The organism is Cellvibrio polysaccharolyticus (genome assembly GCF_015182315.1).
In the GTDB taxonomy this organism is placed as follows: Bacteria; Pseudomonadota; Gammaproteobacteria; order Pseudomonadales; family Cellvibrionaceae; genus Cellvibrio; species Cellvibrio polysaccharolyticus.
The window spans coordinates 3,669,751-3,692,704 of the sequence record NZ_PRDL01000001.1 but is presented as its reverse complement, the minus strand read 5'-3'; the positions used below and the strand labels follow the sequence as shown (position 1 = coordinate 3,692,704).

Below are 22,954 nucleotides of genomic sequence, written 5' to 3'. Positions count from 1 at the left end.
AAACGCTGCTACCCGAAAAAAACGAAAGTCTCCGATTATACGACAAACCCTGTCAGGGAATGTCAGGAGCCTGTTTAATTGGCGCACAGATAACAGCATTCGCGTATTTACATGGATTGCACCACACACCTCTTGTTAGAATTGCCCCTTTTTCACCGGAGTTCTGTCTGTGGTGTCTTCTACTGCACCCTTTGAGCGGCGGGTCGTCTTCTCGCTGGCTTCCCTTTACGCGTTCCGCATGCTCGGGTTGTTTATGTTGCTGCCGGTGCTGGCCTTGTATGGTCAGGATTATCAGCACGCCAACGCCTTTTTGCTGGGGCTGGCGATGGGTGCCTACGGGTTCAGCAACGCTTTGTTGCAAATCCCTTTTGGTGTGCTGTCTGACCGGGTAGGGCGCAAGCCGGTGATTCTGGCCGGGTTACTGATTTTTGCCGCTGGCAGTGTCGTCGCCGCGATGGCTGATAGCGTTTACGAACTGATTGCCGGCCGTTTTCTGCAGGGCTGCGGTGCTATCTCGGCCGCTGTGATGGCGTTGATGATTGACCTCACCTCGGAAGAAAAGCGCACCCGCGCCATGGCAACCATTGGTGCCTCTATTGGTGTGTCATTCTCGGTAGCGCTGGTGCTTGGCCCCTTGCTTGCCTCGCGCTGGGGAATGGCCTCCATTTTCTGGTTAACGGCATTGCTGGGGTTGGTGGGCATTTACATCCTTTACCGCGTTATTCCTGCGGTGCAGCAACCGGCGGCCAATCGGCGTGATGCCGGTGCGGTGCTGCCGCTGTTATGGAGCACGCTTAAACAGGTTGATTTGGCGCGCCTGAATGTGGGCATTTTTGTACTGCATTTTGTGCTGATGGCCAGCTTCCTGGTATTGCCCCTGCTGCTGGAGCACGAACTGGAAATCGCCCGCGATAACCTGTGGATGGTGTATTTTCCCTTGCTCGTCGGGGCGTTTATCGCCATGCTGCCTTTTATCATTGTTGCCGAGAAAAAACGCCGCATGAAGCCTGTCTTCCTGCTGGCGATTGCGCTGCTGGCGGCGATGGAATTGTTATTGATGCTGGCGCCGGATTGGCACTTTGTGATTCTGCCCGGGCTGTTTTTGTTTTTTATGGCGTTCAACCTGCTGGAAGCTACACTGCCATCCTGGGTGAGCAAGGTTGCACCGGCTGGCGCCAAAGGCACGGCCACCGGCATCTACTCCAGTTTTCAGTTTTTAGGCGCGTTTCTCGGTGGTGCGGCGGGCGGTGCGGTACTGCATCACTACGGTGTGCTCGCCGTCTTGTTAATGTGTGCGCTGCTGGTATTGTTATGGTTTGTGGTCGCCTTGTTCATGGCGCCACCACGGTATCTCGCCAGCATACTCATCCCGCTGCATGGCCGAAATGGCGAAGCGCTGGCGGCGCAGTTGCGGCAAGTTGACGGTGTGGAAGAGGTGCTGATTATCACCTCCGACCAAACCGCCTGGTTAAAAGTAGACCCGCGTCGTATTGACCGCCCAACGCTAACGGCCATGGTAGAAGCCATGCCGGTGGCAGGCGGCTGACGCTTTCGGGTATTCCCGGTAGTTGGTATTACACAAATGTGTTCCGTTTCTACGGCGCATGTAAAATTGAATGGCGATGCAACGACATCGCCCGAAAAAGAGGATTGCAGCAATGGCTCGAGGTATTAATAAAGTAATTCTGGTTGGCAACGTCGGGCAAGACCCGGAAGTTAAATACATGCCTTCCGGCGGTGCAGTCACCAACATCAGCATTGCCACCTCTGAAAGCTGGAAAGACAAAAACACCGGCCAACCGCAAGAGCGTACCGAATGGCACCGTGTTGTATTCTTTGGCAAGCTGGCAGAAATTGCCGGTGAATACCTGCGTAAAGGTTCACAGGTTTATATTGAAGGCGCACTGCGCACCCGTAAATGGCAAGCGCAGGACGGCACCGATCGTTATTCCACAGAGATTGTTGTTGATGTTACCGGCACCATGCAAATGCTCGGTGGCCGCAATGAAGGCGGCAACGCCGGCGCCGGGTTTGGTGGCGACAATGGCGGCTACAACCAGCAACCACAACAACGCCCGGCTGCACCGGCGCCAGGCGGACAGGGCGGTTACGCCCAGCAGCCACCACAACAAGGTGGCTACAACAACCAGGGCGCTGGTAACAACTTTAACCAGAACAACAGCAACCCCAACAACAATTTCAACCAGGGCGGCTTCAACCAGCAGCCATCCAACCCTCAAAACAACCCGTCACAATCGCCAGCCGGTTTTGACAGTTTTGATGATGATATCCCGTTTTAACGGTAGGCTCCGGTTGCGTTGGTAAAGTAACTTCCGAAAACCCCGAAAGCGCTGCTCTCGGGGTTTTTTATGCACCAAAAAAGCAAAGACTGGAGTGGAATCAACGGAAGCCCTGTGTGGCTTTCCAGTGTTCAATCTCCAGTGCTTTTCACGTTAACGGGCAAACTTTGTCTGCGTATGTCGGGTGATTGATGTGTCTTGTAAATTGAAGCTCTTCAGGCCGGGTGCGAAACGCTATGCCCGGTTATTTTCTGGCGCAGGCGTTTATGCGGCTGTCTTGTTTTTGTTATTGCTCAACCCGGCAGCTTTCGCAAAAACAATAATTTATATCGCAAATGCCGACTCGCAAGATATCGCTGTTTTTCAATTGAATAACGACACTGATGAGCCGCTGTTATTGCAGCGTTATGCTGTAAAAGGCACCGTTATGCCAATGGCATTGTCACCAGATAATCGCCGCTTATACGTCGCGATTCGTTCAGAACCTTATCGCTTGCTGGTTCTCGATATTGACCCTGCCAATGGGCGTTTATCGCCAAAAGCGGTTACGCCATTGGTCGACAGCATGGCAAATATTTCTGTTGATTCGAGCGGGCGTTATCTTTTTGCGGCTTCTTACGGCGGTAACAAAATCAGTGTTCACTCGTTAAATGATGCGGGTATTCCGGAAGTTCCTCCCCGCATTTTTGCAACAGGCAAACATCCGCATCAAATTACGGCAGACAGCCGCAATCGGTTTGTTTATCTGTCGGTGCTGGGCGAAGACCGGCTGGATTTTTTTCGTTTCAGTTCACTCGTTTCCGGTAAAGCGCAGGCAACAGAAACCCGTCTCGCTGCGACTTTTCCACAGGGTGCTGGCCCACGACATTTTGTGGCATCGGCTGACGAAAAGTACTGGTATGTAATTGGCGAGCTGGATGCCCGCATTCATGTGCTCAAACGCAACCCCATCAGCGGCAAAAGCTCGCACCTGGAAAATCATGCTCTGTTGGGGGCTGGTTCGGCCACAAAGCCCTGGGCTGCCGATATTCATCTAACACCGGACGGAAATTTTCTCTACGCCAGCGAGCGCACGAGCGGTGAAATGTCCGGCTTTCGGCTGAACAAAAAAAGCGGGCGCATAACACCGATAGGAAAATGGAAAACCGAAACGCAGCCTCGTGCATTTCAAATATCCCCGGACGGCCGCCACCTTGTAGTTGTGGGGCAAAAATCTGATCACGCCAGTATTTACAGCATTAATGCAGAAACTGGCGAGCTTGAAGCAGTGCAACGTATTGCTGCCGGACAAAATCCTTCATGGATTGAAATTATCAGGTTGCACGACATCGATTAGATCAAAAATAGGTTAGTCGTAACAAGAGTAGTAGTCGCTGAGGCTGCAAGGATTACAAGGACACTACCTTGGGTGTTGATATGGCTTTCCGGGTACAATGTTGCTTGATGGGTGCCCCCCTTATCTATTAAGGGGGCTGATCCCAAGGTTCGGTTTTTTCGGGGTTATTAATGCAGTTTAAACTGTATCGAAAGCTTCTCGCTTCTCTGGTTGCAGACTCTTTGTCTCTCGTAATCTTTTGCTTTCAAAATACTCTTCAGCCACGATTGTGGTTTTGAAGTCCAGATTTTCTCCATCTATTTCAGCTACAGCATCCCGGATTTTTTCGAGTTCTACCCGGAAAAATTCTTTACGTAGATTTACTGCGTTAACACGGTGATGATTAAATTTCCTGTGTAATGCTGCTTCCATCGTTGGTGCATCATCCGTAAAAATGATTGCATGAACATCAAATGAAAATGGTACGCTAGCATCCCCTAGTTCCCTCACGCGATCCATTGGATCCAGTCTTCTTGTCATGCCAATTTTATATACGTTTTCTCCAAAAGAACCTACGTTGCTAATGACGTACACGTGGCCGCGGCGGGTTTGTTCTGCAAGACTTTTAGCTCTCTGCTCCTTGGCTTCTGCTTCAGCCAGTTGTCGCTCCAGCTCTGCTATTCTTGCTTCTGCTGCGGCTCTTTCTTCATGTGATGATGTGTTGAGCTCAGTCCGGGCTTTTTCAAGCAAATCTCGATAGAGCTTTTCTTCTCTTTCCGCTGCGATTAATGCCTCGCGATATTCTTTTTCAATCCTTGCCTCCTCCCTCATTTGTTCTCTGATGAGTTTTTGCTCTTCCTGTTCATCTTTTTTCTTAAGTGTGTACTGATATTGAACGCCGCACTCTTCATACTTTAATGTTACATATTCGTTGCTGATGCCGCAGCGCAGAGATGCCGTCAATTTCTCCAAATCATTTGCCAGCTTTTCAATTCTGTCCAGAGTTCTTTGAAAGTTCGATGGTGCTACTTTAGCTATTAATAAGTCGCACTCAATATTGAATGTGCGAAGAGTCAGCTTCATTTGCCCGTCAATGATTCTCTTGTCAAAGACCTTGTCTCCAGTAATGCGGGGAATATTGGGGCCGGTGATGGCTAGCCCACTCTGGATCAAAATTTTTTGGTTTTCTCTGATTACTTTGATTCTTGCTGAAAAGCGCTCACTTGTTTCAAATAGATATTCAGGCGTTTCAAAGTGCCCATGTTCTACAAAATTATCTAGCCGGCTATAAAGATCTATTTTTCCCATTAGCGCTTGCAATGAGTTTTTGGATTCCTGTGCTTGGCTATTTTGCTTTTCGATTAAATTATTTATATCAATCAGTGAGGCTTCGTTGCGGAAAAAATCATCTCTTAGTTGGTGAGATGTTTTTTTCAGGTCTTGTAGCTCTTTTGTCTCCAAGTCCAGTTTTCCAAGTTGAGTGCTGGACTCTTCGATTTTTTTTAGAGTTTCGTTAAGTGCTATGTCAGATTCTGCTTTTCTTAAAGATATTGAGTCTACTGCCTCTTTTATGTTTTTAAATTCCCCTATTCTTTTATTAAGACTGTTCCGTGTTAGAAAGTGGGTGGTTACAATACAGCCAATACTAAATGCGAGAGCTAAAATTATATCCATTTTGTTATCTCAAAAATTTATCCATTATATTGTTTTTGGCCAAACGTCTTTCTTCAATTCTCTCTTCATAGGATCGCTTTGCCATTTCTAGTTCATCTTTAATTGCCTTGTTGTTCTCCTTGATTTGGTTTTTTTGAGCTTGAGATTTTTCTCTTTCGCTTAGGTAGAATGCTTTTTCTGCTTGTTTGATGCGCTGGCTTACTTCGCGCGTCTTCTGCTGTTGAACCCGTTGTTGGGCACGCTGCTGAGCTTGCTCTGCTTTGTCTTTTTCTCTAATACTGCGCTGCCGGGCCTGCTCCGCTTGTTTTTGCGCTTTATTAATGGTTTTAACCACCTTGATTAGGGTTTTTAGCCCATCAGGTCTCCTTGCCATAGGATATTCCTTACGGCTGTCTGCCAGCCTTATATGTTTAATGTTTTATAAAAGTAGGTTTAAGATCCGGTATTTATTGGGTTTCCCGGTTTCGGTGGTGTGTCAAACCGTGACGTCCCTTGTTTATCTTTTTGAAGTATTTAAAGCCATTGTTGAAAAAAATGCCATAGATCGTGCATTTAAAGTTGCTTAAATTTTATTCTTTTTAATAAAGGTTTATTTTTTTGTGCCAAGTAAGGGCTAACTATTTTGGAGGATTTTGTGGTGGTAGAGATAGAGCGAAAATTTTTGGTGGCAGGCGACACCTGGCGCGAAGCGCCAGCGGTGTATTTTGCGCAGGGTTATTTGAGTACGGAAAAGTCGCGGACGGTGCGTGTGCGGGTGGCCGGGGATGAGGCATTTTTGACGATCAAGGGCGAGACGCAGGGTTTTAGTCGACAGGAGTTTGAGTATCCGATTCCGCTGGCTGATGGCAAAGCGTTGCTGGCGATGTGTGAGCAGCCGTTGATTGAGAAGTATCGCCGCAAGATTCCGGCAGCGAATTTTGTGTGGGAGGTGGATGAGTTTCTCGGGGCGAATGCCGGGCTGGTAGTTGCCGAGATTGAGCTGCCTTCAGAAGATGCGGATTTCCCTCGACCGGACTGGGTCGGTGAAGAAGTTACCAGCGATGCGCGTTATTACAATGCGAGCCTGGTAAGGCATCCCTGGTCGCAGTGGTAGTCGCTGCAAATGCTTGCATAGTTATTGGCTATCAAATCCATTCAGTCAATTTTCTTTGGTTATGCTACAGGCGAGCCTAGTATAAGAGCCATGTTCTGATTTCCAGACGTTTTCGGGGTTAATACCATGGCTAAAACTGCTTCTTTTGCGCTTGTCCATCTCACCGTGGCTTTTTGTGTGGGCTACGCCCTGACCGGTAGTGTGGTAGTGGGCGGTGCCATTGCGCTGGTTGAACCTGCCATTAACACGGTTGCTTATTTCTTTCATGAAATGGCCTGGAAGAAAGCGGATTCGCTTCGCCCGATATTTGAAGATGTGTTTTCCCAAACGATGCTTGTGAAATAAATTTGGGTATTTGCCATCAGGTTGCCTGGCTCAGACAGGCATTAATATTCGTGCGCACGAAGTATGTTTGATGTCAGCGCACTCCAACCCTGTAACACCGCCGAGCCAACGGTTCTTATGTTGCGCTGGATTCAGCCCTTCATGGAGAGTGGCTCGACGGTCTTTCAAGCAAGCAGCCAAGCGGCAAACTTACAGAGTGCTTGCTTCACGCCCCAATGAGTAATAGGGCAGTGCGCCGTCCGGTAAGGTGGCTTCGCCGTTTTTCAACCGTTTCAACATATATTGAAAGCTCTGCATGGTTTGCGCGCGCAAATGTTCACCGGAAACCACACCCGCTACAGGCGCATCTCCCGGCTTTGTAAATGCTTCCAGCGGTTTTACCTCGGTAAAATAATCCACGGTAAAAAATAACGGAAACGCGTAGCGTTCTTCTTTTACTTTTCTCACCCGGTGGCTGGTGGCAACGTAATAGCCATTGGTCCACAGCTGCAACAAATCACCAATATTTAATACCAGCGCATCCGGGTTATAAGGAACAGGAACCCATTCGCCTGCGGTGTTAAAAATTTCCAGTCCGGGTGCGGTTGGTTTGAGTAGCGTAAAACATTCGTAATCCGTGTGTTCACCAATGCCTGGGCGATCTACTGCGGCTTCGTTGTGCGGGTAATGGATTAATCGTAATTGCGATGGGGGTGTGGTTACGTAGCGTAAAAACAATTCCGGGTCTTGCCCCAGGCCTATAGCAAAGGCGCGAAAAATATTTTTACCCAATGCAAACACGGCATCGTAGTAGGCCATTACGGCTTCTTTAAAACCCTCCAGTTGCGGCCATTGGTTGGGGCCGAGCAAATGCGCACCGGCGGTGACAGACGGATGATTTGCTGGCAAGTCCAGTGATAGATCAAAGGCTTCTTTGGTGTCCGGAATGCCGGATGCCATCACTTCTTCTCCGAAAGGAACATAACCGCGATGGTTGTTTGAGTTGCCGATATAGGCTTTCATTTTTTCCTCCATCGGCAGCGCGAAAAATCGCTTGGTCATCTCCAGTAGTTGCAGGTGTTTTTCTTGCAGGTTGTGCCCCACCAGTTGGGCAAAGCCAACCTGGTGGGCGGCACTTGCCAGTTGTTCCACGGTGGTTTGGTAATGGGCATGTGTTGCGCCAGCGATAAGCGGGCTTACATCAATGGTGGGTACATTATTCACTGCGGTTTGATTGCTCATGGCGGTTTCCGGTTTTGTTTGCATCACAGTTTGCCGTCAGCGGCCATTTGTACGTAGCGGTTATCGAAACGCAGTTTGATATTGTTGTTGTCGCCATAAATTTTGCCATCAGGATACGTAATGCCTATGGCATCGGCAGAGCGGGCCCCGCTGCCTAGCAGGCCTTTATCAAATGAAAAGCGGGCAATACTTGTCATGGATTCCTGCAGGGTTTTCGCAGCCATCAATGCCGATAGTTCAGCGGCATCGGTGTACATATGGGTTGCGGTTAATTGCGCTTCGTAACCGGCGAGGTCGGTACCGGCAGCTGTGGCCATAATTTCCCGAGCGGCTTTGCCTTGTGGATCATCGCGCATCATGATTGCCAGGGTTTCAAACCAGGCGCCCGCCAGTGCTTTGCCAAGTTCCGGGTGTTTTTCCAGGGTTTTGCTGTTGACGATAATACTGTCGGTGACTTCGCCGGGCATGTTGCGTGAGTCATAAATATTGGTGGCGTCAGCGCGTTTTAAAATTTCATTGGCCATGGGGTTCCAGGTCACCATCGCTTGTACCGATGGCTGAGCGTAAAGCGCCACCATGTCGGCGTCAGAGGTATTCACCAGTGTCACATCGCGCTCGCTCATGCCTACGCTGTCCAACGCTTTGGCAAGAAAATAGTGCGAGATGGAGTATTCAATCAAATTGATTTTTTTACCGCGCAAATCTGCCAGTGTGCTGCCATTTTTTAAAATAATGACATCGTTGCCATCCGAGTAATCGGCCAGCGCCAGCACGGTGGAATCTACACCTGCGGCGGCAGGGATGGTCAGTGCGTCCATGGTTGCCATCATGCAGACATCAAAGCTGCCTGCGCTGTATTGGTTGATGGCTTCAATGTAATCGTTGATTTGCACCACTTCGATTTCGATACCGTATTTTTTTGCCCACTTATCAACAATGCCTGCCTCGCTGGCGTAGGCCCAGGGCATGTAAGCCGGATACAGCGACCAGGCAACACGAAAGCGTTCAGTGGCCCAGCTTGAACTGGTAAAAAAGGTTAACAGCATGACCGCAAGCCAGCGGCTGAAGTGGGGGGTGGTTTTCATAAAATGCTCCGACGGTGGGTCATGGTTAATGGTTGTGCAGGTATTGTTGAAAGTGAGTGCGCTCGGTATTGCCCATCCAGCGATTGATTTGCCAGAGGTCGGCAACCGGCTGGTCGGTAAAGGGCAGGGTGTGCAGGTAACGATCCGGCCCGAATTCCGGCGTCATGGTGGTGATGCCGTAATGACGTTGTTGCTGGCTGCGCCAAACCTGCTCCCAAAAGCGTTGATGAAACGCAAGGCAGTCGCGGTATTCCGGTGCGGCGGGGTGAGGTACTTGCGGGCCTTGCGGATAACCGACGCGCCCGTGCAGGTGATGCACTTGTGCGGCGATGTTCAACAGTGTTTGCCAGTCAGCGTCGTCTTCCAGCAGGCGTTCGGTAACCACTATCCAGTGGCTGATGTCGGCGGTGAGTCGTAAATCCGGGAGTTGCTGGATAATCGCTTCGGTTATCCAGGGATTAAAGGTTGAGCGGCTGCGATGGGTTTCAAAACTTAAAACAACCTTATGTTTTTCTCCAATGGCCTGAGCGGCGCGAAAAAATTCCACCTGGGTTTGTAGTGGCCAGGCATCGCAACCGGCCATTACATTGATCAACAGGGGCTGCAAGGTTTTTGCTTGGCTCACCTTGTTTTCCAAATCCTCCAGGTGCATGGCCGGTGTGGCTTTTCTGTCGGGCACGTAACTGCCGCCGGTGCATATTTCTGCAATGTAAGCCAGCCTGTTATCGGCAAGCAGCCGGGCAAATTCTGCATTGGCGGCGGGTGCGCCTGGTGCCATTCCTTCAATGCCGTCAAACCCTGCTTGTTGCGCCTCTGCAACGGCTTGGGATAATGAGCCTGAAAAACCCCACAAGGTTTTAAACAGTTTGAATTGCATGGTGATCCTCTGTGCTGTATTGCGATGACGTTAACCGTGCCAGAGCAACACCTGTGCCATGCGTAATGCATGTTAAATAACATGTTGTTTTGCATGTATATTTGCATTTTTATGGTTGGGCTGTTCAATAAATAAAAGCAGCACAGGTGCTCCCGTGTCGGGCAAATATATGTAAAACTGCACTATTATGGGGTGAGGTCAGAGAATGGAATGATGGCTCGTAATAGTTCACACAATCGCAAACGGGTGGCGCAGGCATTAATTGCCATGGACGAAAGCTGGATCGGTTTATTTACCGATTTGGGAATGGGTGATCTCAGCTACAGTGATTTGCTGACGCACATGTGGTTGCTGGGAGAGCCGGTTAACAAAACGGATTTGTATGCTTTTATGCCCAGCATAAGCCGTCGCACGGCGGTGAAATATATCCAGCAATTGATTGATCAGGGGTTGTTGAAGGAGAGCGAATCCGCACAGGACAAGCGCGTGCGTCAGGTCGCCTTGACCGGTCTGCTGGTAGAGCGGCTGGAGCGTTTTTACGACGAAACCGGCAAGCACTTTGCCAGAGGGTAACGCGAAGCTTGTTGATGATGTGCTGTTTTGCCGCGAAAAACGGTGCTGAAAAGTTTTCGCGCTATTTCAACAACCGCTAGAATAAGGCCATTGCCATTTGACCTGAGGTCAGCCGCTTTCGCTATAACCGGAGATTCCCTGACGATCCGGTCAAGTGATCGCTTCGATCGTTAACCTGACAAAGAACCTTATGATACCAACCAGAATTTTACTAACAGACTATCGCGGTGCCCTGGGGCAAGCGCTGGAGCACGAGTTTGAGCGTGAGTCGGTAACCTTGCTGGGTGGCGGGGCGGATGCGCCTGACTGGCGCGATAGCGACAGTGTAACGGCCTATGTGCGCCATCATCAACCGGCGATGATTATTAACGGCTTTGGCTGGTCGGATTTGCATGCGCCAGGGCGCGCCGCTGAAATTCGTGCGGTGGCCGATAACCTGGCGCATGTGTGTGCGGTGTATCAGATTCCTTTACTGCATTTGTCCAGCTATAAGGTATTCAGCGGCGAGAGCAAAAACGCGCACTCCGAGAAAGACAAGCCGGCGCCGGTCAGTGAGCTGGGTCAGGCATTTCTGGCGGCCGAGCAGGTGCTTGAAGAGCATTTGCAAAAGTGGATTGGTTTGCGCTTGAGTTGGGTGATTGGCAGCTACGGTAATAACTTGCTCACGCAACAGCTGGAGTCCATTTTCGAGCATGGCAGAATCAGTGGTGCCAGCACGTTGCTACGTGGCGCACCCACGGCGTTATCGGATATCGCGCGTGTTTGCGTGGGTATTGTGAAGCAGGTGCTGTGTGGCGCCGAGAACTGGGGAATCATGCATTATTGCAGCGGTGATTCCTGCACCGAGGCGGAGTTTGCCCGGCAGGTGATTCAAACCATGGAGCAATTGCAACTGACCGAAGGCATTGTGCTGGACGTTACCGAGACGGCCGCTGCGAATGAACCTTTGAGCGCGGTGCTGGTGTGTCGCCGGGTGCGTGATGGTTTTGGTGTGCAACCGCGTATCTGGCGCACCGCGTTGTTACCGATGATTCGCCAGTGGGCGCATAACCGAGAGCATCTGCCCGGGTAGGTTTTTTCCTGGGCAGGTTTGAACAATTGCCTGTATTGCAATGCTGCGTAACGCAGGCTGCCCGGTCAGGTAATTACAGAGACAAAAAAGGCCGATCATCGTGGGATGATCGGCCTTTTTTATGGCTTGCGGTGCATCAGCCCTGGTAGCGCTGAAACACCAGGCAGGCGTTGGTGCCGCCGAAGCCGAAGCTGTTCGACATAACGCGGTTCAGCGTTACGTTGTCCTGGCGCTGCAATACAATCGGCATGTCTTTGGCTTCTTCATCGAGGTTGTCGATGTTGGCAGACGCGCAAATGAAGTTGTTTTGCATCATCAGCAAGCAATAAATCGCTTCCTGTACGCCGGTAGCACCCAATGAGTGGCCGGTGAGTGATTTGGTGGAGCTGATGGCCGGTATCTTGTCACCGAAGGTGCTTTTGATCGCCTTCAATTCTGCCAGGTCGCCAACCGGGGTGCTGGTGCCGTGGGAATTGATGTAATCAATGCTGCCTTCCGTGGTGGCCATGGCTTGCTGCATACAGCGGCTTGCGCCTTCACCGGACGGTGCGACCATGTCGTAGCCGTCAGAGGTTGCGCCGTAACCAACCAGTTCACCGTAAATTTTGGCACCACGCGCCAGCGCGTGTTCCAGTTCTTCCAGTACCAGACAGCCACCGCCGCCAGCGATAACAAAACCATCACGGTCTGCATCGTAAGCACGGGATGCTTTTTCCGGCGTATCGTTGTACTTGGTAGACAGGGCGCCCATGGCGTCGAACAGACAAGTTAATGTCCAATGTTCTTCTTCACCGCCGCCGGCAAATACGATGTCCTGTTTGCCCAGCTGAATTTGTTCCATGGCGCTGCCAATGCAATGCGCACTGGTGGCACAGGCAGACGACAGCGAGTAGTTGACGCCCTTGATTTTAAACGGCGTGGCCAGGCATGCAGAGGTCGTGCTGCCCATGGTTTGTGTTACGCGGTAAGGACCTACACGTTTCAGGCCTTTTTCACGCAGAATGTCTGCCGCTTCAACCAGGTTGAGCGACGACGCGCCGCCGGAACCCATAATAATGCCGGTGCGGGTGTTGGAAACCTGGTCTTCGCCCAGGTTGGCATCGGCAATCGCCTGCTGCATGGACAAATAGGCGAATGCTGCCGCGTCACCCATAAAACGCAACACCTTGCGGTCAATGTGTGCCGCAAGATCAATATCAACAGAACCGGCTACATGGCTACGAAAGCCTTTTTCTTTATAAGCTTCCTGAAATTTGATGCCGGAGCGTCCTGCACGCAGGGCATCAAGTACAGCGGTCTGGTCATTTCCCAGGCAGGACACAATGCCCATGCCGGTAACTACAACGCGTCTCATAGGCTACCTCTTATCTGTTTACCGAGCCTGTTTCTCTTTTTTTGTGGAGCATTTTCTCTGCGCGCCCTGCGAAGCAGATGGCGCATAATTATGCCATAGGAGAGAAACCGCATGCGGATGGCCTAATGGGATAGTTAAAAACTGTCTGTGTTGGTAAAGAGCCCGACACGCAGATCGTGAGCAAAGTAAATGTCTTTGCCATCACAGGAAACGCGACCATCGGCGATACCCATAATCAGTTTGCGTTCGATAACACGCTTCAGATTGATGTGGTAAGTAATACGTTTGGCAGTTGGCAGGATCTGACCGGTGAATTTGACTTCACCACAGCCCAGCGCGCGGCCACGGCCCGGGTTGCCTTTCCATGCCAGGAAGAAGCCAACCAGCTGCCACATGGCATCCAGACCCAAGCAGCCTGGCATTACCGGGTCACCCGGGAAGTGACAATCAAAGAACCACAAGTCCGGAGAAATATCGAGTTCGGCGACAATCTCACCTTTGCCGTATTCACCGCCGGTCTGGCTAATGTGGGCAATGCGATCCAGCATCAGCATATTCGGGAGAGGCAGTTGTGCGTTACCGGGACCAAACAGATTGCCTTTACCGCATTCGATTAACTCGTCGCGGTTGTATGAGCTTTTGGCTTCATAAGGGATCATGTTATCAACTCGTTTTAAGTGGCTTATCAATGGCGCGCCCACGGGCACAGCCTCAGCAAAGGGCGCCATTCTACCCGCTGTATCGCACTTGTCCAGTTAAGCCGACCCGGATAAGGGTTGATAAAACGATCAAAACGCTTAAAAAGTTCGAGCCAGCGCGAAGGCAGCTACCTCAAACATGGCTTTGGAGTAGTCAGAGGCCGGTAAAGTTTCCAATTGTTTTTGCGCCGCGGCAACATGCTGGCGAGCGGCGTTGAGGGTGTATTCCATGGCGCCGGTGTCTTGCACGATGGCAAGAATGTTCTGCAGCTGGCCGGCATCGCCCTCGCGGATGGCGTTGGCGATCAGCTCTGCCTGGGCGGCAGTGCCGGTTTTCATGGCATAAATCAGCGGCAGGGTAGGTTTGCCTTCGGCCAGATCGTCGCCCACGTTTTTGCCGAGGGTTTCGGCATCACCGGTGTAATCCAGGGCGTCATCCACCAGTTGAAAGGCCATGCCAACGTGGTGACCGTAGGCTTTCAGCGCCTGACGTTGAACGTCTGTGGCGTTGGTCAGTACCGCCGCTACTTCACAGGCGGCGGCAAACAGCACGGCGGTTTTTTTATCGATAACGGTGAAGTAGGTGGCTTCGTCGATTTCCGGGTTGCGGGCGTTGGTCAGCTGCTGCACTTCGCCTTCGGAGATGCGGTTGGTGGCCGATGACAAAATGGCCATGATTTCCATGTCGCCAATCGCGACCATCATTTGAAAGGCACGGGAGTAGAGAAAGTCGCCTACCAGCACGCTGGGCGCATTGCCCCATTTGGCATTGGCGGTAGCGCGACCGCGACGCAGGCTGGACATATCGACCACGTCGTCATGCAGCAAGGTAGCGGTGTGAATAAATTCGATAATAGCGGCCAGATCCAGATGATGCTTTTGCTGATAGCCCATGGCGTTGGCGGTGAGCAATACCATCAACGGACGCAACCGTTTGCCGCCAGCTTCTACCAGGTAGTGACCGATATTTTCCACCAGCCCGACATCGGAGTGCAGTTGGCGAATAATCAGATCATTAACGGCGGAGAAGTCATCTTGAACAACGTGATGCAGTGGCAGCATGAAAAATCTTCTTGTAAGTGGTTGTAGCGCCGGGCGTCCTGGCAGCGGGTGCAATTAGCGATGGTCATCCTAACAGCGGTTGCCGGGGTGTCAAGTTGCGGCGGATTCGCTAAAAGTTGCCGCTTGTATTTGTTGGCCGGTAACCACCGGCAGTTGTAACCATTGCAGCTGAACCGGCTGCTTTACCAGCGGTGGCAGCGGGTGGCGCAAGGCCAGCGCCATTTTATAACCGGCGCCGGAAGACCATTGCTGAAATTGCCAATGGGTTTCGGTTTCATGCAATGACGGGTCAAAGGTTGCGGTTATTGATTCGCCGGTCAGGGTGAATCGGGCTTTATCCAGCCCGCTGGAAATGCCGGTGCCAATGGCTTTGAAGAATGCTTCTTTTAATGTCCATAAATCAAAGAAGAAGGGGGTTTGTTCCGCTGCGGGTAATTGTTGCAGCTTATCGGTTTCATGGGGGTGAAAATAACGCTCGGCAATCGCGGCGCAAGGTCGACGGGCGGCAATTCTTTCCAGATCAATACCGATATCGCCCGCGGTCGTTATCGCGATGGCCAGTTGGTCGTCGCTGTGGGAAATACTGAAAAACAGCGGGCGGGGCGCTACCAGTTGCGGTTTGCCCGCCTCGCTGCGTTCAATAACCAGTTGCTGCGGCGTACAGCCGGCATGTTGCGCCAGACAATAGCGCACCGCGGCGCGTACTTGCAGATAACGGTTGCGGGACGCTTCCCGTGAAAAATTCTCTGCCTGGTGTCGCTCGCTGGCGGATAACCAGCCGAGCGCTTCTTCTGCCGGCAGTTGTTCGGACAGTGCCAGTAAATAAAGTGTCACCGGTTGCAGGCCGTTAGTTTTTTCCGTGTTAATCATGGCTGTACTTCCCATGCGGTGCGTCCTGTAGTGGCGCTTTTCATTTCTGCCGTTTTCATACTCGTATTTTTCATTGCCGGGTTTTTCATGTCCGAGCTTTTCATATCCGGTCTTCCCCCGCCGGTTCGCAAACCTTCACGCTGCCTTTACCGGCGGTCAGCGTTTGCACCTGTTGTTGCAGCATCGGTAATTGATCCAGCGGCGCCGCTAATAACAAGGTGACATCGCTGCCGTATTGGCTGTCGGTAACGCTGAGGCCTGTCTGTTGCAGCAAGTGGCGGATGCGATCTTCGCTGGCGTAGTCGCATTGAATTGCCAATGGCTGTGCCGGGGTAATAATTTTCCAATCCGCCTGCTCGGTGGCCATGGATACCGCGCCCGAGTAAGCGCGCACCAGGCCGCCCGCGCCCAGCCGGATGCCACCAAAAAAACGCACCACCACTGCCAGTGTATCGCCCGCCTGGCGGTGAGTGAGCACATTCAGCATGGGTTTGCCAGCGGTGCCGGAGGGTTCGCCATCATCATTAAATGCCTGGCTTTGCGGCTGTTGCGCATTGCCGAGAATATAAGCCCAGCAATAATGGTTGGCACCGGGGTAGCGCTGCCGCAGGTTTTGCAAGGCATCCATCGCCTGCTGGCGGTTTTGCACCGGGATCAGCCAGGTAATAAATTCACTGCGTTTTTCTTCCAGAACACAGGAGGTTTCAGCGGCGAGCACCTGATAGGCAGCGGTGGATGACATGGCGATGTTTTCGAAGCGTGACAGAGCCGCCATTCTAGCAGCCCGCTGGCCGTGCGGGTCGGTTAAGGGGAGTGGTCGGTTTCTATTGCCGGGCAGGTGGCGTAGTATCAGCGGCTTATGCACTTTTATGGTGCAAAAAAGCAACCGTATTAATAGGCGCAAGAATAACGCCATTAGCGGTGATCAAACGAGTCATGGTTAGCGTGCAAATGCACGGCTGTTGAACCCATAACGGGTAAAGGGGTAAATGCAATGAGTGAGCGAGTTCTGCTGGTTACCGGCGCATCGTCCGGTATTGGCGCGGCGCTGGTACGCCGCGAGGCGAAGCCCGGTGTCGGGCTGGTGATTCATGCCCGTCATTCCGCGGATGCACTTGAAGGCGTGGCCGACGAAGCGCGCCGTGCGGGTGCCCGGGTAGAAACCGTATTGGGCGATTTGGTTGAGAGTGACACCACCGATGCGCTGGTGGCGAAAACGCAGCAGGCGTTTGGCCGTTTGGATGCATTGGTGGCAAATGCCGGGTTCCCGCTGTTGAAATCTTTTGAAGAGGGTACGGACGCTGATATTGAATATGCCTTTAAAGGGAATTTGTTCAGCTTTTTCCGCCTTACCCGTGGCTTGCGTCCACTGTTAAAAACAACCGGTAACGGGCGAGTGATTGCGCTGGGCAGCTACACCGCGCATGTGTTCCGCACCGATATGCCGCTATTCCCCATGTCGGCAGCCTCCAAAGGCGCTCTGGAAACCGCCGTGCGCAGCCTGGCGATTGAATTCGCCGCTGAAAACACTACTGTTAACTGTGTGGTGCCTGGCCATATTAATAAAGATGCAGGCACCCGCGATGGCGTGTCGGAAGAACGCATCAATCAATTCCGCCATTTGATTCCGCTGGGGCGTTTGGGTGAGCCGGACGAAGTCGCGGCGTTAATCCAGTTTCTCATCTCCCGCGATGCGTCTTATATCTCCGGCCAGATTATGCATGTCAATGGCGCGATGATTTGACGCGCTAATGCCGAAGGCGGGGCAAGGTCTGTGCCCCTCTGGAATTGCCCCCTTCGCCCGGTTTTCCGGTTGTTAATAAGCGCGACGGAACCGCCTGTGCGCTTTCCTTTCGCAGAAAGAGTTGCCCTGCATCAGGCGAGGGCGGGATCGGTTATTTGCGAAAGACTGGCAGAAAATCCGCTTTGCGGAAGATTTTGACTGCTTCTTACGGTAAAATCCTGCGCTTTTATGAGCGGTTATGGAAAGGATGCGCGTAAATACGTTTCTGTTTTAAAACTGCTGTATTTTGGTTTGAAAGTTCGAGAGGCTAATTCATGGGTTCGACAGCAGCCAGCGATATTAAAGAAATACTACTCACAGAAGCTCAAATTGCCTCGCGTTTGGCGGAGATGGCTGCAGAAATTGATCGTGATTACGCAGGGCGTGACGTGTTATTGGTCGGCGTTTTAAAAGGTGCGGTGATGGTAATGGCGGATTTATCCCGCGCATTGCAGCACCCGAAAGTGACGATGGACTGGATGGCGGTATCCTCTTACGGTTCCGGTACCCGTTCGTCCGGTGTGGTGAAAATCGTCAAGGATCTGGATGCCGACCTTGCCGGCAAGCACGTTTTAATTGTTGAGGACATTGTGGACTCCGGTCTGACGCTGTCATGGTTAATTAAAAACTTGCGTACTCGCGGCCCACGTTCCATAGAAGTTGCCACCATGCTGCGCAAACCCGATGCGGCCAAAGTTGAGGTGGATGTAAAATATGTCGGCTTCGACATTCCCAACGAATTTGTGGTGGGTTACGGCTTGGATTATGCCGAGCAATTTCGCAGCTTGCCTTATTTAGGTACCTTGCAGCCTCATGTGTATGGCGGTTGATTTTCTGGCAGCAGATAAAGAAAACTTATCTGCTGCTTGCTTCAATATTCTGCAGTGCCAATTGTCTTTCTTACTCTATTCTGTAATTTTTCCTGAAATATTTTTTAATTGAAAATTTATTTCTGCTAATAATTTTTCATTCTTTCTTTAACGCTTTTTCACTCGTCTGTGTTTCCTTCTTGTTGTCAGCAAAGATCACGTTGAACATCTTTGCCCGACGCATAATCTGCTTTCCAAAAAAGTGCTCTATTGTTTATTGGTTTTTTCATTATAAGTGGCAATGTGCACTTATTTTGGTCGCCCGTTTTTTCGGCGCATCATCCTGGCGCGTCGGGTTATTGGTATTACCATCCATAATCGGTAAGCGGTCACGCAATTCATGGTAAATATGAAGCGTTTGATGCTGTTTTGACGGTTAGGCACACAATATGCAAATGCCCGGGAAGCAGGGTCGCTCATCGCTACCTTTTCCGAGTGCCAAAGGACACGCTGCGCGCGACGTTTCAAAAAACGGAAAAAGGAAACCTCTTCAGCCATGGTAATAACTATTGGCAGCGACTTATCCGGTTAGCATTTTGTACGCCGGTGTTCGAGGAAATACCTTTCATGAAAGAGTTGAGTTACGACCCGATTGCCTGTCAGGTAATGACCTGGTGCGATCAGTTGGCCAAGGTGACTTCTGTTGGCGGTACCATCAGCCGCTTTTATCTCACGCCGCAACACACGCAAGCTACTGCGCTGGTAAAAGAGTGGTTGCAGGATGCCGGTATGTCGGTGCGTATTGATGCGGCCAATAATCTGATTGGGCATTATCCCGGTGCCACCAGCGCCGCGCCGGTATTAATACTCGGATCGCATCTCGATACCGTCGCCAATGCGGGCCGTTATGACGGCATTTTGGGGGTGATGATCGCCATTGCGGCGGTATCCCGTTTACATTACGCCGGTGTACGCTTGCCTTTTGCCATTGATGTTGTGGGTTTTGGCGATGAAGCGGGCGCCCGTTTCGGACGCGCCTTACTGGGCAGTCGCGCCATGGCGGGCAGTTGGTCAAACACCTGGTGGGCATTGCAAGACAGTAATGGTGTCAGTCTCAGGGATGCGTTTAACAATGCCGGTTTGTTGCCTGACAATATTCAGGAAGCGTCTCGTGCGGCCGATTTTTTACTGGGTTACATCGAGATTCATATTGAGCAGGGGCCGGTGCTGGAAAGCATGGACAGTGCTGTAGGCGTGGTTACTGCCATTGCCGGAGCCAGACGCTATTGGGTATCTCTTACCGGTTTTACCGGACACGCCGGCACTGTACCCATGAGCATGCGCCGCGATGCCTTGAGTGCAGCCGCTGAAGCCATTCAGGCGATCGAGCGTATCGCCGCCGGTTACAAAATTGTTGCGACAGTAGGCGCTATTGAGTGCAAGCCGGGTGCAGTCAATGTGATCCCTGGCGATGTACGCTTTTCTCTGGATATTCGTTCCGGTTCGGATTACGTGCGCGATCTGGCTCTGGAAAAAATTCAACAAACGCTGAAAGAAATTTTTCAACGCCGACAAGTTACCGCTTCCTGGGAGGAAATTCATAATGCCCCGGCGACCGGCTGTGCGGCCTGGCTGCAGGATGTGCAAACCCAGGTATTGAAAAATATGAATCTGCCGGTGTACAGCTTGATGAGTGGTGCCGGTCACGATGCCATGGCTATTGCCGACATCACTGATGTTGCCATGTATTTTATTCGCTGCAAAAAAGGCATCAGCCAGCAACCGGAAGAATCGGTCCGTGAGGATGATGTCGCACAGGCCATTGAAGTGTTGGAGAAAACGCTGTTATTACTGGCAGAGCGCCTCAGTTTTGGCAGTAACACCGGGTAGCTAAAAAGCTGCATAAGGACGGTTGGAAAAATACTTTCAAGCGCATGACATTTTTAATAAAAACACGATATAACTTTGCATTACGGTTTTTTTGCCTTTGGCCATGAACGCCCGGCATTGTCAGGGGCAGGAAAACCGCATTATTTCTTCGCTTGCACCCTAAGGGCGCCGGGTGTATCTGTGCGCGTTGATAAGTAACATCTGCAGTAGTTGTATTAGCTGGCGGATGTCATTATCAGTTGCGGTGGCGTTTCAGTGGGCGAGGCCGATTACACCAGCGGGGTGCTTGAAAACGCGGTGACTTGCAGCTGTGGCCTATCGCCATGAAGCCCGGCAAGCCTGGTGGCTAGCTACGAGGGTACAACTGAGGCGCTTGATGGCCTGATGCATGGTTCGTGAAGTCTCAATAGATAGCGCTGCTTCAGATAACAATACTTTGCGCTGATCACTTGCCAGAATATCGTTTTCTGTCATGCTGACATATCTTGCCTGATCTCCTGCGGGGAGATTAAATCTTTAAACATCCTGAACGATTAATTTTTAGCCATCATGAATGTCAAACGTATACTGGTAATTCGTTTTCGCCGGGTGGGCGATGCGGTTCTTTGTCTGGCGTTGTGCCGCAGCCTGAAGCAAACCTTTCCCGGCGCGGAAATTGATCTGGTATTGAACGAAGGTATTGTATCGCTGGTGGACGGACAGCCGGATGTTGATCGGGCCATCGCCTTTTCTGACCAGGACAACCGCAATATCTGGCGCTACCTGCGCCGTGTGTGGTCGGTGATGCGCAGTACAAAGTATGATTTGATTGTTGACCCCCGCAGTACGGTACGCACGCTGTTTTTCTCGTTGTTTTCCCTGCGCACCCCGGTGCGTATTGGTGTAAGAAAATCCTATACCCCCGCCTTGCTAACCCACACCGTTGACAACGCCAGTGACCCCACCCGCAGTATGACCGAGCGCAATATGATGTTGCTCAAGCCACTCGAAGCAATGGCACCGGTCAGCTATTGCCCGGCGTTTCGATTGGTGGTTGGCGATGCGCAAAAGCAAAAATTCCGCGCTTATATGGAGCAGGAAGGTATCGATTTTTCCAAGCCGGTAATTCTTGCCGTAGTGATTACCCGCTTGCAGCGCAAGGCCTGGCCGGCCGAGAGAATGCAGGAAGTGTTGCGCCGCATGCTGAATACCTGGGACGCTCAGGTCGTATTGAATTTTGCTACCAATGAAGCCGAGCAGGCTCAGGCATTTCATGACGCTATGGGCAATGATCCGCGAATTTTTACCAACATCAAAGCCCCCTCTTTACAGGCCTTATGTGCGTTGTCGAGCAACTGTGATTTCTTTTTTGGCAATGAAGGCGGTGCGCGCCATATTGCCCAGGCGGTCGGTACTCCTGCATACGCTATTTATTCGCCGTTTCATTCAAAAGGTGTATGGTTGCCTAACCCTGGTAAAACCAATGCCGGTATCGACCTCGATGATGTGGCCACTCCGGCAGAGCTGGAAGGGCTTGATTTTGCTGCGCGCTTCAAATTGATCACCGTGGATCGTGTTTGGAGTGATGTGGACAGCATGTTTAAAAATTTGTTCGCCAAAAAATAAAAATTACCTGAATATGCCGGGTCCTATCATTGCCAATGAAAGCAAACTGCGTTTTTAATTTTTAAATATCTTTTAAGTAAAAGTTCCCTGTCCTGTTAGATTTTTCTTCTGATGATTTTTACAGTTCCATCCTGCAAATTTAATTTGCAGGATGGAACTTTATTGATTTCCATTCGGTCTTTACAACCGTCGTAATTATTGCTGTTCAACCAGGATGAGTAATGTTCTGTATCAGGGCATTGCTGGCAGTATTAAAACGCCAGTGTATGGCGGTCGAGGTGGATATTCGATGGAAGCTATGGATCAGTTTAGAAAACACTTATGCAAGTATCGTTATTATATCGGCGGTAATCTTACGTCGGTCATTCCCCGCTCTTATTGGCAGAAGCGGTTAGCTTTTCATCTGGCCAGGCTGGATGCGATGACCCCGGAAAAACGGGCAGCTATCATTGGCCGCGTTAATTATTACAACAAAATGACATCGTCGTTCGCCTTCCCCCGAGCGATGAATTCTGAATGTCAGTTATATATCAGTAAAAAAAGTACAGCCTACAAAATGGACTTGAAAAACGTGCTGCGCTTTTTTCCGGATGACATTAATTGTTCCTACTGGTTTGGTGATATCGTCACTATCCCGGATTTCCCTACCTTCCTGAAAAGCCGCCCGATTACAGCGGGTACAGAGAACGCCAACTCGGTGTTGCTCAAGCTGAACCGTGTGCGCCATTACTATGTGGTCGATGACACGCTGTCATTTGAAAGAAAGATACCCGGGTTAATGTGGCGAGGAAAATCAAACCAGCCGGAGCGGGTGGAAGTGCTGCGGCGTTTTTATAACAATGGCCTTTGCAATGTGGGCGATACCCATGCGCCGGGAAAGTCTACCGATTATGTCAGACCTTTTCTCTCCATCCCACAGCAGTTGCAGTACCGTTACATATTGAGTGTGGAAGGAAACGATGTGGCGACCAATCTGAAATGGATTATGGCTTCGAATTCGTTATGCTTGATGCGCAAACCGAAATACGAAACCTGGTTTATGGAAGGTCAGCTGATTCCCGATTTTCATTATGCGTTGATTAAAGATGACTATTCTGATGTGGAAGAGAAGGTTAATTTTTACAACGATAATCCGGGGCTGGCATTAAATATTATTCGCAATGCCAATATCTGGGTTGAAAAGTTTTTCAAAGAGCAGGATGAGCTGTTGGTGGAGTTGTTGGTGATGCAGAAGTATTTGCAGTTGTCAGGGCAGGTTCCTGTTTTGGAAAGTCTGAAATAGTAAACAGATAAACCCGGCCGCATAGCACCAAAAAAACTGCGTTACC

The 22,954-nt window shown here is 50.9% G+C and carries 22 protein-coding genes; 12 read left to right on the top strand and 10 right to left on the bottom strand.

Annotated features, from left to right (window positions below; genetic code table 11):
* Positions 1–169 precede the first annotated feature (169 nt).
* The 3 genes from C4F51_RS15495 (at position 170) to C4F51_RS15485 (ending at position 3,636) form a co-directional block, all read left to right on the top strand.
* Entirely contained in the window at positions 170–1,546 is a 1,377-nt protein-coding gene (locus tag C4F51_RS15495) for an MFS transporter (RefSeq protein ID WP_193911332.1), read from the top strand.
* 112 nt (positions 1,547–1,658) lie between these two features.
* Complete coding sequence (ssb, locus tag C4F51_RS15490; protein ID WP_193911330.1) at positions 1,659–2,300, top strand: single-stranded DNA-binding protein; 642 nt, start codon at positions 1,659–1,661, stop codon at positions 2,298–2,300.
* A 184-nt stretch (positions 2,301–2,484) separates the two neighbouring features.
* Positions 2,485–3,636 (top strand): lactonase family protein, encoded by a 1,152-nt coding sequence (locus C4F51_RS15485; RefSeq protein WP_328701395.1) that lies wholly within the window; start codon positions 2,485–2,487, stop codon positions 3,634–3,636.
* A 177-nt stretch (positions 3,637–3,813) separates the two neighbouring features.
* On the opposite strand, the gene C4F51_RS15480 is transcribed toward C4F51_RS15485, so the two are convergent.
* Together C4F51_RS15480 and C4F51_RS15475 are read right to left on the bottom strand one after the other, a co-directional pair.
* Positions 3,814–5,289, bottom strand: a complete 1,476-nt coding sequence (locus tag C4F51_RS15480) for a DUF4041 domain-containing protein (RefSeq protein ID WP_193911326.1) — start codon at positions 5,287–5,289, stop codon at positions 3,814–3,816.
* 4 nt (positions 5,290–5,293) lie between these two features.
* A complete protein-coding gene (locus C4F51_RS15475) occupies positions 5,294–5,662 on the bottom strand; it encodes a hypothetical protein (RefSeq protein ID WP_193911324.1) in 369 nt (122 codons plus the stop codon).
* Positions 5,663–5,911: 249 nt separating this feature from the next.
* On the opposite strand from C4F51_RS15475, the gene C4F51_RS15470 reads away from it, so the two are divergent.
* Positions 5,912–6,382 (top strand): CYTH domain-containing protein, encoded by a 471-nt coding sequence (locus C4F51_RS15470; protein ID WP_202987704.1) that lies wholly within the window; start codon positions 5,912–5,914, stop codon positions 6,380–6,382.
* A 126-nt stretch (positions 6,383–6,508) separates the two neighbouring features.
* Positions 6,509–6,727: a DUF2061 domain-containing protein gene (locus C4F51_RS15465; protein ID WP_193911323.1), complete on the top strand. Its 219-nt coding sequence runs from the start codon at positions 6,509–6,511 to the stop codon at positions 6,725–6,727.
* 189 nt (positions 6,728–6,916) lie between these two features.
* On the opposite strand, the gene C4F51_RS15460 is transcribed toward C4F51_RS15465, so the two are convergent.
* From C4F51_RS15460 to C4F51_RS15450, 3 genes are read right to left on the bottom strand one after another with little or no spacing between them, the layout of a single operon-like run.
* A complete protein-coding gene (locus C4F51_RS15460) occupies positions 6,917–7,948 on the bottom strand; it encodes an isopenicillin N synthase family dioxygenase (protein ID WP_193911321.1) in 1,032 nt (343 codons plus the stop codon).
* A gap of 23 nt (positions 7,949–7,971) precedes the next feature.
* Positions 7,972–9,033 (bottom strand): putative urea ABC transporter substrate-binding protein, encoded by a 1,062-nt coding sequence (locus C4F51_RS15455; RefSeq protein ID WP_193911319.1) that lies wholly within the window; start codon positions 9,031–9,033, stop codon positions 7,972–7,974.
* A 25-nt stretch (positions 9,034–9,058) separates the two neighbouring features.
* Positions 9,059–9,910: a sugar phosphate isomerase/epimerase family protein gene (locus tag C4F51_RS15450; protein ID WP_193911317.1), complete on the bottom strand. Its 852-nt coding sequence runs from the start codon at positions 9,908–9,910 to the stop codon at positions 9,059–9,061.
* Between the two features lie 210 nt (positions 9,911–10,120).
* On the opposite strand from C4F51_RS15450, the gene C4F51_RS15445 reads away from it, so the two are divergent.
* Positions 10,121–10,483 carry a MarR family transcriptional regulator gene (locus C4F51_RS15445; RefSeq protein WP_193911315.1) on the top strand — a complete coding sequence of 121 codons (363 nt, stop codon included), beginning with the start codon at positions 10,121–10,123 and terminating at the stop codon, positions 10,481–10,483.
* 190 nt (positions 10,484–10,673) lie between these two features.
* Positions 10,674–11,555 carry a sugar nucleotide-binding protein gene (locus C4F51_RS15440; RefSeq protein ID WP_193911313.1) on the top strand — a complete coding sequence of 294 codons (882 nt, stop codon included), beginning with the start codon at positions 10,674–10,676 and terminating at the stop codon, positions 11,553–11,555.
* A gap of 136 nt (positions 11,556–11,691) precedes the next feature.
* Here the strand turns inward: C4F51_RS15440 and fabB are convergent, their stop codons facing one another.
* The 5 genes from fabB to C4F51_RS15415 form a co-directional block, all read right to left on the bottom strand.
* Positions 11,692–12,909, bottom strand: coding sequence for a beta-ketoacyl-ACP synthase I (gene fabB, locus C4F51_RS15435; protein ID WP_193911311.1), 1,218 nt, complete (start codon positions 12,907–12,909; stop codon positions 11,692–11,694).
* 134 nt (positions 12,910–13,043) lie between these two features.
* Entirely contained in the window at positions 13,044–13,568 is a 525-nt protein-coding gene (fabA, locus tag C4F51_RS15430; RefSeq protein ID WP_193911309.1) for a 3-hydroxyacyl-[acyl-carrier-protein] dehydratase FabA, read from the bottom strand.
* A 138-nt stretch (positions 13,569–13,706) separates the two neighbouring features.
* Entirely contained in the window at positions 13,707–14,669 is a 963-nt protein-coding gene (locus C4F51_RS15425; protein ID WP_193911307.1) for a polyprenyl synthetase family protein, read from the bottom strand.
* Positions 14,670–14,759: 90 nt separating this feature from the next.
* On the bottom strand, positions 14,760–15,539 hold the full coding sequence (locus tag C4F51_RS15420) for a 4'-phosphopantetheinyl transferase family protein (RefSeq protein WP_193911305.1): 780 nt from the start codon (positions 15,537–15,539) through the stop codon (positions 14,760–14,762).
* Between the two features lie 100 nt (positions 15,540–15,639).
* The gene (locus C4F51_RS15415; protein ID WP_235992348.1) at positions 15,640–16,314 is read right to left on the bottom strand and encodes an IMPACT family protein; all 675 of its coding nucleotides are present in this window, start codon (positions 16,312–16,314) and stop codon (positions 15,640–15,642) included.
* Positions 16,315–16,533: 219 nt separating this feature from the next.
* On the opposite strand from C4F51_RS15415, the gene C4F51_RS15410 reads away from it, so the two are divergent.
* From C4F51_RS15410 to C4F51_RS15390, 5 genes are all read left to right on the top strand, one after another.
* The gene (locus C4F51_RS15410) at positions 16,534–17,283 is read left to right on the top strand and encodes an SDR family NAD(P)-dependent oxidoreductase (protein ID WP_193911302.1); all 750 of its coding nucleotides are present in this window, start codon (positions 16,534–16,536) and stop codon (positions 17,281–17,283) included.
* Between the two features lie 314 nt (positions 17,284–17,597).
* Positions 17,598–18,152 (top strand): hypoxanthine phosphoribosyltransferase, encoded by a 555-nt coding sequence (gene hpt, locus C4F51_RS15405; protein ID WP_193911300.1) that lies wholly within the window; start codon positions 17,598–17,600, stop codon positions 18,150–18,152.
* A gap of 606 nt (positions 18,153–18,758) precedes the next feature.
* On the top strand, positions 18,759–20,021 hold the full coding sequence (locus C4F51_RS15400; protein WP_193911298.1) for an allantoate amidohydrolase: 1,263 nt from the start codon (positions 18,759–18,761) through the stop codon (positions 20,019–20,021).
* A 549-nt stretch (positions 20,022–20,570) separates the two neighbouring features.
* Entirely contained in the window at positions 20,571–21,626 is a 1,056-nt protein-coding gene (locus tag C4F51_RS15395; RefSeq protein WP_193911296.1) for a glycosyltransferase family 9 protein, read from the top strand.
* Positions 21,627–21,840: 214 nt separating this feature from the next.
* On the top strand, positions 21,841–22,908 hold the full coding sequence (locus C4F51_RS15390) for a glycosyl transferase family 90 (RefSeq protein WP_193911294.1): 1,068 nt from the start codon (positions 21,841–21,843) through the stop codon (positions 22,906–22,908).
* Positions 22,909–22,954: the final 46 nt, after the last annotated feature.